The organism is Enterobacter cloacae complex sp. AR_0002 (assembly GCF_001922365.1).
Classification (GTDB): domain Bacteria; phylum Pseudomonadota; class Gammaproteobacteria; order Enterobacterales; family Enterobacteriaceae; genus Enterobacter; species Enterobacter hormaechei_C.
Genome location: NZ_CP018814.1, coordinates 2585700 through 2599594, shown reverse-complemented (window position 1 = coordinate 2599594; position 13895 = coordinate 2585700). Strand labels below are relative to the sequence as shown.

The 13895-nt window shown below is 50.3% G+C and carries 9 protein-coding genes; all 9 read left to right on the top strand.

The features are described from left to right. Positions 1-15 precede the first annotated feature (15 nt). The 9 genes from AM329_RS12845 (at position 16) to AM329_RS12805 (ending at position 13895) form a co-directional block, all read left to right on the top strand. A complete protein-coding gene (locus AM329_RS12845) occupies positions 16-2163 on the top strand; it encodes a polysaccharide biosynthesis tyrosine autokinase (protein ID WP_032608588.1) in 2148 nt (715 codons plus the stop codon). 288 nt (positions 2164-2451) lie between these two features. Beyond that, a complete protein-coding gene (locus AM329_RS12840; protein WP_023315449.1) occupies positions 2452-6324 on the top strand; it encodes a filamentous hemagglutinin N-terminal domain-containing protein in 3873 nt (1290 codons plus the stop codon). A gap of 88 nt (positions 6325-6412) precedes the next feature. Further along, on the top strand, positions 6413-8032 hold the full coding sequence (locus AM329_RS12835; RefSeq protein WP_032608589.1) for a ShlB/FhaC/HecB family hemolysin secretion/activation protein: 1620 nt from the start codon (positions 6413-6415) through the stop codon (positions 8030-8032). 17 nt (positions 8033-8049) lie between these two features. Next, positions 8050-8418 carry a holo-ACP synthase gene (acpS, locus tag AM329_RS12830; RefSeq protein WP_023315451.1) on the top strand — a complete coding sequence of 123 codons (369 nt, stop codon included), beginning with the start codon at positions 8050-8052 and terminating at the stop codon, positions 8416-8418. Positions 8419-8438: 20 nt separating this feature from the next. After that, positions 8439-9194 carry an SDR family NAD(P)-dependent oxidoreductase gene (locus AM329_RS12825; protein ID WP_032608591.1) on the top strand — a complete coding sequence of 252 codons (756 nt, stop codon included), beginning with the start codon at positions 8439-8441 and terminating at the stop codon, positions 9192-9194. Between the two features lie 3 nt (positions 9195-9197). Next, a complete protein-coding gene (locus tag AM329_RS12820) occupies positions 9198-9746 on the top strand; it encodes a 3-hydroxyacyl-ACP dehydratase FabZ family protein (RefSeq protein ID WP_023315453.1) in 549 nt (182 codons plus the stop codon). A gap of 21 nt (positions 9747-9767) precedes the next feature. Next, entirely contained in the window at positions 9768-10049 is a 282-nt protein-coding gene (locus tag AM329_RS12815) for an acyl carrier protein (protein WP_023315454.1), read from the top strand. Positions 10050-10078: 29 nt separating this feature from the next. Continuing rightward, positions 10079-11239, top strand: coding sequence for an aminomethyltransferase family protein (locus AM329_RS12810; protein ID WP_032608593.1), 1161 nt, complete (start codon positions 10079-10081; stop codon positions 11237-11239). Between the two features lie 97 nt (positions 11240-11336). Beyond that, positions 11337-13895, top strand: a complete 2559-nt coding sequence (locus AM329_RS12805; RefSeq protein WP_044596276.1) for a beta-ketoacyl-[acyl-carrier-protein] synthase family protein — start codon at positions 11337-11339, stop codon at positions 13893-13895.

Sequence of the window (13895 nt, the reverse complement as noted above, 5' to 3'; positions counted from 1 at the left end):
AAGGCTGATTACCGTATGAATAACAGATACGTTAGCAACGATCCTCCCGATTATCTCCAGCGCGGGGAGGAGATTGATCTTGTCCATATCCTCAAGGTTTTATTTTATAGCAAAGTGTGGATAGCGGCCACGACTCTCCTGTTTATTGTGTGCGGCATTATTATTGCTAACACTTTGACGCCCATTTACAAAAGTGATGCGTTAATTCAGGTTGAGAAAAACCCTTCTCTGGGAATATTAAGCAAGCTGTCCCCTGTGCTACCTGAGGGGGCAGGGGTAAGTTCTGAATCAGAAGTGTCGTTAATAAAATCACGCCTGGTGATTGGAAAAACGGTGCGCGATTTAGGGCTGGATATCGTCACGACTGAAAAAACCTATCCTGTAGCCAACGGCCTATTGCAACGTCTGTTCGGTCATCAACCGGCGAAAATTGCGATTGCCTATCTTTCCGTACCGGAACCGTATATCAATCAGCCCCTGAAGCTGGACATGGTTCAGTCTGGAGGCTTCGTATTATATGTCGGAGAGTCCATTGTTGAGGGCAAAGTCGGTGTGCCTGTCCACACTGACGACGTTGATTTCCTGATTGACAGCGCTCAGCTCACTGAAAATACTTCATTTATTATTATAAAGCGCAACGAGTATTCTGTCATCGAAGAAATAAAGGAGAGACTCTCCATTGATACCAAATCGGGTGGGAACGGCATGTTACATTTGAGCATGACTGGCCCCGAACCGGTGATTATCAGCAAAATACTCGATAATATAGCACATAACTATCTGGCTCAGGACGTTGCGCGGAAGTCAGAAGAGGCCAGTAAAAGCCTGGCTTTTTTAAATAAACAGTTACTGCAAATTAAAAGTAATTTGATAGAGGCTGAAAGTAAACTTAATGAATTTCGGAAGAATAATGAGTCTGTTGACTTATCATTAGAAGCGAAATTTATTCTGGATAATGTTGTTGCTATTGACACTCAACTTAATGAACTGACGTTCAAGGAAGCAGAAATCTCCAAGCTGTATAAACGAACGCACCCTGCGTATAAAGCATTGTCAGAGAAAAAAGCGATTCTTGTTGCAGAAAAAGAGAAGCTCAACCAGCGAATTAGCGCGATGCCCAGCACGCAGCAAGAGATCCTGAGTATGACCCGCGATGTGCAGATGGGTAATGACATTTATCTGGTTTTACTGAATAAACAGCATGAATTAAATATTAGTAAGGCCAGTACGCTGGGCAACGTGCGTATTATCGATCGCGCGGTAACGCAGCTGAAGCCGGTCAAACCTAAAAAGCTGCTGATTGTTATTCTGTCAGCCATGCTCGGTTTCCTTTTCTCATCGGGGATCATCCTTGTTCGCAACATGCTGATAAAAGGGATCAGGCAGCCGGCGGAACTTGAGATGCGCGATATTCCAGTGTATGCGGTTGTTCCCCTCGCTCCGGAGTTGACGAAGCGCAGACGGTGCCGTGCGATCCCGACGTATCAGTCTGATGAGCTGCTGGCAAATTCAGCCCCAACGTCGCTTGCGATAGAGGCGCTGAGAGGGCTTCGTACCAGTCTCCATTTCGCCATGCTTAAAGCCGGTAATAACATATTAATGATCTCCGGCACCTCTCCTGGGGTAGGGAAGTCATTTGTCTGCTCCAACCTGGCTGTCCTGATGGCTCAGGCGGGAACACGGGCATTGTTGATTGACTGCGATTTACGCAGAGGATATTTGCATCGCATTTTCTCAAAGACCGAGAGCAGAGCCGGCCTGGCTGATTTCTTAACGGAAGGCGGCAATATCGAAAGCGTTATTCAGAAAACCGAATATTCAGGAGTGGATTTTATCGGCCGCGGGCGCATGGTCACTCACCCGGCGGAACTCATCATGACGGATAATTTTGCAGAGTTGATAAGGGCATGCTCAACGTTGTACGACGTGGTAATCGTTGATACCCCTCCCATCCTGAGCGTAACGGACGCAGCGATTATAGGAAGATATGCATCGACTTCCCTGATGGTGGTGCGGTTCGAACAAAACTCGATAAAAGAAGTGGAGGCGGGACTGCGCCGCTTTGAACAAAATGATGTTGCCATTCAGGGTACGATATTTAACGGTGTAGAAAAAAGGGCTGCTGAGTCTTACACCTATGGTGATTATTCTTATCAGGATTAGCGCATTGTTTTTAATAAAGGATGAGTCATTAAGGCAACAGGAAGTCTACTATTCCTAATGTCAAATGACTTGTTCCTAATCAAAAGTGCCGAATAAGTGGTGCAGTCTGAATGCCATTCCAGATCAAAAATGACAAAATTAATCTTAATTACGCGCTTGAGTCTAAATTAACGAAAAGGTAGGGAACCCCAGGAGGTCAATGATCATAGGAAGTGAAGATTTTATTTAGAGTGGCGAAATTATAATTCCTAGAGAATGTAATGATTCCGTAATAAAGAGTAGGTAATAATGAAAAGTAATAAGAATAATGTCTTTCAATTAGAACTGAAGTGGCACCCTGTTGCCGCTTCAGTTCTGCTCGCTCTGCCGTTTGTTGCGCACACTGCAGAGATCAGCATGAAGAACGGTGTCGTTTCTTCTGTCGGCAACGTGCCTGTTATCAACATTAATAAAGCCAACGATAAGGGGCTTTCACATAATGTGTATGACAAGCTAAACGTAGATAAGAACGGTCTTATCTTTAATAACAGCGTTGGGGGTGCGAATACAACCCTGGCGGGCCAGATTCAGGGGAACAGCAACCTGACCTCCGGTGCAGCAAAAGTTATTCTGAACGAAGTCACTTCTAAAAATGCCTCTGCAATTAACGGCATGATGGAAGTTGCGGGTGATAAAGCCGATTTAATCATTGCCAACCCGAACGGAATTACCGTTAACGGCGGTGGTTCTATTAACACCAGTAAGCTGACCCTGACTACCGGTACGCCAGATATTCAGAACGATGCGTTAGCCGGTTATTCTGTGAATGGTGGAACCATTACGCTGGGTAAACTGAACAACTCCAGCCCGACCGAAATTCTGTCCCGCAACGTTGTGGTGAACGGTAAAGTCACCGCCAACGAGCTGAACGTTGTTGCCGGCAATAACTACGTTGATGCAGCAGGCCAGGTGACCGGTTCGGTAACGGCCGCCGGAACGCGCAATGCTAACAGCATTGACGTTGCTGCTCTGGGCGGTATGTATGCCAATAAAATTAACCTCATCAGCACCGAGAGCGGTGTGGGCGTGCGTAACCAGGGCGTTATTGCTGGCGGCATCGGCGGCGTAAATATTGACGCTAACGGTCAGCTGCTGAACAACAATGCGCGCATTGAATCCTCTGGTCAGATCAATATTAAAACCAAGGGTGCACTGAACAACACCACCGGGGATATTACTTCCGTCGGTACCATTGCGCTGGACACCAATAAAAATAGCCTCAACAACAGCCGTTCGGGCAATATTTCGACCATGGCAGACCTCTATGTAAATAGCGGTGCTATCGACAATACCAACGGAAAGATTGCGGCTGCAGGCATGCTGGCGGTAGATACCAATAACAATACCTTAACCAACTATGGAAAAGGTGTTGCTGTAGGGATTGAAGCAGGAATTGTTGCGTTAAAAACCGGCACCCTGAATAACAGCAACGGTCAGATCCTCGGCGGATACGTTGGCCTTGAGTCTGCTTCGGTAAATAACAACAGCGGTATGGTTGACTCTCTGGGCGATGTGAACGTCGTCAGCGGCGGTAACGTTGATAACAACCGCGGCATGCTCCGTTCTGCCGGTGGTTTCACCAAGATTGCAGCCAAAGGTACCGTTAATAACGGTTCAACCAAAACGGCAGATACCGCCAGCGATGACTCTTTAGGCATTATTGCCGAGAAGGGCGTGCAGATTGCAGCGAACAGCATCAACAACAACGGTGGGCAGATGGCGTCGAATGGCGATATCTCCCTGGAAAGCGCCGGCGCTATTGATAACTACTCTGGCAAGCTTAACTCCAACAGCAAAGTGATTGCTAAAGCGGCCTCCCTGCGTAACGACAACGGCGGTGTTGCAGGCCGTACCGGCGTGAGCGCGGCGGTTGGCGGCAATATCACCAACTACATCGGCGTCTTCAGCTCTGAAGAAGGTGATGTTGCCCTGGCGTCGAATGCCCTGAACAACCGCGGTGGCTTCATTATGGGACAGAACGTCTCCATTAATACCAACGCTGGTGTGAACAACAACACGGCATTTATTGTAGCCAATAAGGTTCTGTCCGTAACGGCCGGCGACAATATTGAAAACCGCTACGCTGATGATTTCGGCACTGCCTTCGGTACCTACTTCGGTATGCCGCAGCAAAATGGTGGAATGGTCGGCAAGCAGGGCGTTTCGCTGTCTGGCAACTACATCTACAACAGCCAAAGCCGTATCGTTTCGGAGGACGGTCCGCTCACAATTCTGGCGAAAGGTACCATCGACAACAGCCGCGCGTTACTGGTGAGCGGTGGAGATGCAACCATCAAAGCTGGCGGTACGTTGAACAACAACTACTCGACCATCTACAGCATGGGTAATATGGCGATCGACGCCAACAGCCTGAGCAACTACAGCGATGGCGCGCTCGAAGATAACGATGCAACGGGCGTTATTGCGGCTGATAAAAACCTGACCATGAACGTGAAGGGCAGCCTGACCAACTACGGCTGGATCAGCAGTCTGGGTGATGCCATCGTCAACATTCTGAACGGCTCTTTCACTAACCGTAATACCGTTTCTGCCGAGAAATCACTGACGGTTTCCGCGCTGACCGGTATCGACAACCTGAAAGATATCGCTGCTGGCGAGCATCTGGTGGTGAACAGCCAGCGTGGCGTGACCAACAGCTCCAACAGCAACATGGTTGGCGATAAGGTTACGATCTCCGCGGGCTATGACATCAATAACCGTGGGAATATCGTTGCTGACAGCAGCCTGGCAATGAGCGCGAAAGGCAATATCTATAACGATCTGAATATGATCAGCTATGGCGATGCGACCTTAAGTGCCAATACCATTGATAACAACTCGCGCAAAATCAAAGCGGTCGGTGATTTAACGCTGACTGCCGCAGGGAATGTTAACAACAGCCGCGGTGAAATCAGCGCTGAGGCTGGCGACGTGACCATTACTGCTGGTGGTACGGTTGATAACTACTACGGTCAGATCCTGTCCGGTAGCGACATTGCCCTGAAAGCCAACCGACTGAACAACGATTACGGTCAGGTTGCCGCCTACGGCAATATCGATCTGGCTCTGACGGGTAATTTCGACAGCAACCGTGGCTCTGTCCTTTCTCAGACTGGTGACATCAAACTGGCTGCCAACACCGTTGACAACAATAACGGTTTGATTGCTGGTAAGAACGTTACCGTCGATGCAAAAGGCACCGTGTACAACAACACCGCCATGATCGTAGCTGATAAGAAGCTCTCTGTTACTGCGGCAGGGAATATTGAAAACCGTGACGGTAACAACTTTGTTCGTAATCACGGCGAAACCTTCGGTGTGACGGGCGATGTTGGCGGCATGATTGGTCGTCAAGGCGCGTCGCTTTCCGGTCAGAACGTCTACAACAACAACAGCAGCATCATCGCGGATGAAGGTGCGCTGAGCGTACTGTCTAATGGGACGCTGGATAATACGCGTGCAATGCTGGTGAGCGGCGCGGATGCCGTCATCAAAGCAGCGGGAACGTTCTATAACAACTATGCAACCACCTGGAGTGCGGGCAACCTTGACGTCACCGCAGGTACGCTGAATAACTACAGCGACGGCAGCATGGAGAACAACACCGCGACCGGCGTTATCGCGTCAGATAAGACTCTGAATCTGACCGTTGATAACAACGTCACCAACTATGGCTGGATCAGCGGTAAAGGCGATCTGAACTTCAACGTCCTGAAAGGTGCACTGACTAACCGCAATGCCATCTCTTCAGGTAATGCATTGGCAATTAATGCCGCAAACGGTGTTGAGAACTATAAAGACATCGTAGGCGTCACCAGCGCAAAAATTGATACTCAGCGTCATGTCACCAATAACGCCAACAGCAATATCCTCGCGCAGAATATCGCGATTAATGCCGGTACCGACATTAACAACCGCGGTAATATCGTGAGCGATTATACCCTGCTGGTGAAAACGGCAGGCAATATTTATAACTACCTGAATATGGTGAGTTATGGTGTTGCCGGTATCACCGTCAACAACTTGACTAACAGCGGTAGCAGCGCCGTGTTCGGCGGTCTGTCTGGTATGGAACTTAATGCAAATAAAGTCACTAATACCGGCGACGTTGTAGGTCTGTAATTTATAAGGTGTAACAAAAGGCAGCAGCTATCGCCTGATAGCGCAAAGTCAGAACGAGACCCTGCTGCCTTTTTTTCTGAGAAAGTTAATGGAATCGCGATTTAAATTTTTACCGCTATTGTTGCTGTTGAGTTTTCACGCCTTCGCTGAAGATGGCATAAACAATCTTATCAAACAGCAGCAAAATGCCGATCTGAATACTTTCAAAGAGCAAAAGGTTTATCGGCAGGACGTTTATTCCAGCACCGAGCGTAAAGTATTCAGGCTGAATGATTTACCGCAAGAAGAGAACTGCTTTACGATTACGTCGCTCGTTCTTAAAAATGATTTTCTACAGCGTAAGACCGACAGGGCCATTAAAAAAGAGATCCTGGGCCGCTGTGTAGGCAGTATTGGCGTGGTAAAAATTGCCGCGGCGCTGCAGGACTTTTATATTGATGCGGGTTACATCACGACCCGAATTACGATCCCAACGCAAAACATTTCGTCCGGCACGCTGAAGCTTGACGTGAGCGCAGGGAAAATTGAAAAGATTATTATCGACAGTAGCGACATTAATCCGTGGATGCTGCCTTTTGCGAAAGAAGACATCCTGAATATTCGCGATATCGAGCAAGGGCTGGAAAACCTCCAGCAGGAGCCGGGCGTTGACGTCAAAATCAACATCGAACCGGGTACAAGGCAGGGCTATAGCACGATTCACATCCGCACCAACCGCGTGAAAAACTGGAGCGTGCGCGCGAGCTATAACAACTGGGGGGTTAAAGAGACGGGGCAATACCTGACCTCTGCGGTGGGCTACCTGTATAACATCGCCCGGTTCAGTGACCTGTTTTATCTGGCGGGAACAAAAAGCACAAACGGCCGCTATGAAAGTGTGAGTGGTTACTACGCGCTGCCGGTAGGCTACTGGAACTATTCTCTGTTCTACAGCACCAGCAGGTCGCGTCAGACCATACCGCTTTTCTACACCAGCGTAGACTATGCGGGTAAAAGCGATTACGCAAACGTCAAAGCATCGCGCACGCTGTATCGGGATAAAACCCGTAAGGTGAGCGGCAGTGCAGAGCTGATACGCCGGAAATCAGGCTATACCGTTGATGGCGAAGCGCTGGTCTTACAGAAGCGTGATATGGATAACGTTAAGGTTGGCGTTAACTATAAGCAACAGTTAGTGAATGCTCACTGGGACTCCTCACTCTCCTGGCAGCGTTTTTTAACCTGGTTCGGGGCAGAACATACGCCCGATATGGTCTACGGCGACGTCAGTCCCGTTAGCCAGCTGGTGAACGTTGAAAGCAACTACACCCGCCAGCTCGGCAGCAGCGTATATAGCGCCTTTTTTGTGGCGCAATACGCACCGCGTGAGCTGACGCTTCAGGATCAGATGACGATAGGCGATCGCTGGAGCGTGCGCGGGTTTGAAAACAGCGTTGGCCTTACCGGAAACAGCGGATACTTTCTGCAAAATACGTTTTATCATCCGGTGCGTGGAATTGACGCTAATTATTATTTAGGCGTTGACGCGGGTCACATAAGACGAGACAGCCAGTATGGCCAGGAAATTATCATCGGCAGCACGCTCGGTATTCAGGGGAACGTGAAGAGCCTGGCATATGATTCGTCCATCTCAATGCCGATAAAATTCCCCGGCAGCATGGACGTGAACAAATTTAATTTTAATCTGAATATTTCTTATCAGCTCTGAACAGGGAAGCATGACACATGCGTATCGGCACGGACATCGTGGAGGTTTCGCGAATAAAGCGGGCGATAACAAACTGGCAAAATGATTTTTTACAGCGCGTCTTTACCCAGCAGGAAAATATAAAAATTAACCGGGAAGATCCGAACTATGAACGCGCCTCGGGCTTCTGGGCGGCAAAAGAGGCGATGGTTAAAGCGCTTGGTTGTGGATATCGCGACGGGATTACGTTTAAAGATATTGAAATTAGCCATGACGAACTGGGCTGCCCCCATTTCATTTTTTCCGGGCGAGTCAAAGAGATGCTTGACGACAAGCAGCTCAAGAATGCCTCGCTCAGTATTTCGCATTGTCAGAATTATGCGACTGCCGTTGTCATACTTTATTAACCTAATTATTTGTGAATATTATGTATCAATATAACGATCTGAAGGCAAAGACGGTTCTGGTTACCGGAGCCAGCGGTGATATTGGTCTGGCGATCTGTGCGAAGTTTCTCGATCAGGACTGCGATGTGTATGCGCTGTACAAATCGAATGCCGTGCAGTTAACGGAGCTGAAAGAGACGCATCCTGCCGGGAACAAGCTGTCGATTATTCAGTGCGATCTTGCCGATCCGCAGAGCGTTTCTGCGCTCTGTGCTCATCTGACGCAAGCTGCCGGAAAGCTGGACGTGCTGGTCAACAATGCCGGCATTGTCAAAGACAGCCTCTTCGCCTCGATGAGCTTTGATGATTTTAGTCAGGTAGTAGACACCAACCTGTTCAGTATTTTCCGCCTGACCAAAGAGGCACTAATGCTGCTGCGTTCGGCGGAAAGCCCGGCCATCATCAACGTGGCGTCCATTGCGGCCATTATCCCAAGCGTCGGGCAGGCGAACTACAGTGCCTCAAAAGGGGCGATCCTCGGATTTACCCGTACGCTGGCAGCCGAGCTGGCGCCGTACGGCGTGCGCGTTAACGCCATTGCGCCGGGAATGATTGAATCCAAAATGGTCAAAAAAGTTTCCCGCACGGTAGTGCGCGGCGTTACCGCGTCTATTCCATTGCGCCGGCTGGGTAAATGCGACGAGGTGGCGAACACCGTCGTTTACTTAGGATCGACAGCGTCCAGTTACATTGTGGGCCAAACCGTCGTTATCGATGGCGGCCTGGTGATGCGGTGAGTTATGTCTAAATACGTTATCCCCTCGAAGATCTTTCTGGAAATGGGCGGCTGGCGTCAGCCGCTGCTGATGGTCGACAGAATTGATGACTTCAAATACGGCGAAAATGGCTTTGTGAAGGTGACGAAGCACATCACCTATAACGAACCTTATCTGCTCGGGCACTTCCCGGACGATCCGATCATGCCCGGGGTGATTATTTCTGAAATCTTTGGGCAGGCCAGCGAATACCTCTCGTTCCTCACCGATATCTGCGACATCTACGGCGAGACGTATGGTGGCGAACTCAAATCGTTACGCGATATCCATGCGCTCATTCAGCGTGATGAAATGCGGGAGATCATCCGCACCCGCCGCGCGCAGGTGCGCGGCGTACTGGCTGCCCAGAATTTAAAATTTAAGGATATTGCCTACCCTGGCGACTCGATTGAAGTCACCAGCAAGCTGGCATTTTCTGATGCTCATGGCTTTAAGCACTACTCCGTGACGGCAAACGTCGGAAAGCGATTAATCAGCCACGGCACAATTATTAATTACCGCGAAAGTAAGTAAACCCCTGAGAGAGTTAATACCATGTCTACAATGAAAAACGAAATTGACCAGCGCAAGGATGTGCTGATAACAATTAAAACTGAGATTATTCAGCGTTTGAATATTCAGCGCGATGAATCTCAAATTGATGATGATACTGCCCTGTTTGGTAATGGCTTAAAACTGGATTCCGTTGATGCAACGGAAATCGTGGTCATGCTGGATAAAGTTTTCGATATTAAAGTCAGCGAAAGCGACGATCCTTCTTATATGAGAAGTATCAACAATCTGGCGACATTTATCATCCAGAAGAAAAAAGCGTAATTCACCATTGCGAATAACAGGATCCCGTTATGACGTCTCTTTATGATTTTCATTTGAAAAACAATGCGAAAATGGGCATTTATAACAATGCCAACGTGCCTTCTGCCTACCACGACCCGATGGTGGAATATAAAGCCGTGCGTGAAAATGCTCTGCTGGTGGACTATTCCCACATGTCCATCGTCAGCGTGATGGGCGATGATGCCTGGGCTCTGGTGAATTACTATGTCTCTGCGGACGTTTCTATTATCCGTGACGAGCAGGGGATTTACTCTCTGGTACTGAATGAAGACGGTACCGTGCGCGGTGACGTGTATGTCCTTTGCGCTTCAGACGGCTACTACATCATGTCTGAAAACATTCCGGCAGCGGAAATTATCGCTGGCCTGAATGCCCTTCTGGTAAAAGCGGACGAACTGGATATTCAGGAAACCCCGGACATTGCTGATATGCGCGAGCAGAACTGGGGGGCCATCATGGTTGAAGGGCCATACTCCTGGGAACTGATGTCTGAGATCCACGGTTTCGACGTTATCGGCCTGCCTTACTATGAGTATATGAATACCGACGACGAGCTGATGGTATTCCGCTGCGGCAAGCACGGCGAGTTCGCCTATATGGTTGTGGGCCAGCAGGAACAGCTGCTGGAGCAGTGGCAGCAGCTGCTGGAGCGGGGGGATAAATATCAGCTGAAGACCGGCGGTCTGGACTACCAGAAAATCGTGCGTATCGAAAACCCTGGCTGGGACGAGGCGCTGTGGGCTGGCTACCGCCTCAACCCGGTAGAGCTCCAGATGCAGTGGGCCGTACAGTACGACAAAGAAGGCTTTGTGGGTAAAGAGGCAGCGGAAGCGTTGTCCCATAGCGAAGGCTCTCGCAAGGTAATCGGCATGATTGTCGAAGGGGAATGTGCGGGTATTGCCTCAGGCGACAGCGTACTGGTTGACGGTCAGGAAGTCGGTAAAGTGGCGAAGGCTATTTTCTCTCCAGCCCTGCAGTGCGTTATTGCGCTGGCACTGATTGAGAATGAATTTGCCTGGTCTGATATTAGCGGCTTTGATATTCAAACCGCTTCTGAAAACGTCGCCGCGAAAACCAAAGGGATGCCTTTCATCTATAACCTGAGCATGCTGGTTAATCCGACCGAGAACAGCTTTGTTGATGCATCTAAAGCAAAAAGCGCGCTGTAGTTAATTATTCACTGAAACAGTGAGGGAGAGTCGTGGATTAATTAATGCCACGGCTCCTCTCATGCTGTTACTTGTCTGTACACGGTGGTACATAGTTATGAAGACAAACCGGAAACGCGTTGTTATTACCGGGATTGGGATCCTCTCCTCGCTGGCGGATAACCTGCAGGATTTCAGAGACGCATTATTAAATAAAAAAAATGGCGTGACCGACAGCGTGCGTTTTTCAAAATGGTTTGAAAACGCCAGAGCGGCTGAAGTTTTGCATGATATTGATTATTCAGAATTGCCTGATGATGTGATTGCATCTCTGGATAATGCTGCACTCTGGGCCTACAAGGTCGGAAAAGATGCGCTGAACCAGGCGGGCTTGGCCGAAAATAAGGCTCACCTGAAAGACACCGGCCTGATTGTGGGCGTTTCTTCCGCCGGCACCGAGGCGTTCTTACCGCTGTTCGAACAACGTATGGAAGATTTCTCCCTGCGTAAAGCCTTATTCTCAGGCGGTTTCTCTTCCTGCTGTTCCAGCGTTTCTACGCTGCTCGGGCTGCAGGGCGGGGTTGAGCTGGTGGCGACCGCCTGTACGGCCAGCCCGAATGCGGTCGGGATGGCGTTTGACTATATCCAGAACGGCAAAAGCAAAACGATGCTGGCCGTTGGGACAGAGCCAATCTACCTGCCAACCTTCGCTGGGTTTTACGCCCTCAACGTGATGCATCCCGAAGCCTGCACGCCGTTTTCCGGCAACTCCGGCATGTCGATTGGCGAAGGCGCGGGTGCCGTGGTGCTGGAAGAATATGAGCACGCCGTTGCGCGCGGTGCCACCATTTACGGTGAAATTCTCTCCTATGCCACCTCCTGCGATGCGTTCCATGAAACCGGACCGGATCCGCGCGCCAGCGGCGCTGTGCAGGTAATGCATAAGGCGATGGAAAACGCGGGCGTCACCCCAGAGCAGATTGAGTACGTCAACGCCCACGGTACCGGCACTGAAGCGAACGACCGCATCGAAACGCTGGCGATGAAAAAGGTGTTCGCTAACAACGAAAAGCTGCTGGTTAGCTCTACCAAGTCTTACTTCGGCCACAACATCGGTGCGGCGGGGATCGTCGAACTGATCGCCTGCCTGGTTACGCTACCGGATAACCGCGTGCTGCCGACGCTGAACTTCAATAACGCGCGTCCTAACTGCGATCTGGACTACGTGCCGAACGACTTCCGCGATCGGAAAATCAACCTCTTCATGAAGAACAATTATGCGTTCGGCGGTAATAACTGCAGCATGATTATCAGCATGGATCCGTGTTCCGTTCCGGTCAGCGTCTACGACGAAAAGCGCGTCGCGATCTCCGGTCTCGGTGCCGTCTCCGCGATTGGCCACACCGTTAACGAGATCCTCGACAACGTCTGGAAGCAAAGCCAAAGCGTAGAGCTGGGGGGCGTCACCTTCCCGGAAGACACGCTGGAAGAAGCGAAAGAGCTGCTGGATGTTCTCGAAACGACCCGTCAGTTTGAGGACCTGTTCGGTGAAGCGTTTAGCGATCTCACGGCAACCCGTCCGGAAGCGAACGAGCACTTCAAAACCTTCCAGGTCACCGGCCTTGAGCCGCGTAAACATCTGCGTCGCTTCGATCCGCGAAAAGCCACCCGTGGCGGTACGTTTGCGCTAATCGCGTTGTCCGAAGCGCTGGAGCAGGCGAAGCGTAAAATTAAACGTGATGGCGATGCGCTGGGTATGGTGATGGGAATGTCCAGCGGCCCGCAGGAAACCACCTACAAATATCTGCAAAGCCTGAAGCCCGATCCGCGCAAGGTCAGAACCTCTGAATTCCCGGGCTCGCTGATGAACTCTATCCCAACGTTCTGCGGCATTTCCGAAGGGATCAAGGGCTATACCACCACGCTGGCGACCGGGGAAAACGCGGCACTCGGCGCATTAACCTACGGCTACGAAATTGTGCGTCAGGATCTGCAGCCGCAGGTGCTGGTGGGCGGTGCGGACGAGTATTTCCCCTCAATGTCTCTCTACATGGATGCGGTCACCCGGAAGCTCCATATGACCTCTGACGCGCGGGATTATCACATCTACGGTAACGATCCGAAGGGTTATATCCCAGGCGAAGGTGCGTGCATGCTGCTGCTGGAAGATCCGCAGCGCGCGGCGGAGCGTGGCGCCGAGGTGCTGGCAGAAGTGGTTGGTTACGGCAAATCCTGTAGCAATAGCTATTTTGACGCCTCACAGCAGGGCGAGAAATCTGCCTCTATGGCGCTGGCCATCGCCCGCGCGCTGAAGGATGCCGGCATGACGGCGCAGGAGATCGACCTGGTCTGCGGCACCAGCAAAGGCAGCGATGAAAGTTCACGCATTGAAATCGATGCGATCGCTGAAGCCTTCGCGCAGGCAAAACCGGACGTGCCTGTGGTGAACTATAACGCCTGCTTTGGTTTTGTCGCGTCTGCTGCCGGGCTGCTTAACCTGGCGGTCATCATTGACTGTATTAAGAAGCAGGCGGTTCCCGCTATTCCTCATACCGTTGAGTTCTTCGATAAGCGAATTAACTTCGTTCGTGAACCGTTGAAATTGGCCCTTAAGCACGTGCTGCTGGTGGGCGCGACGGAAGGCGGCAACTACTACGCGTTTGTGATTAAAGGATAA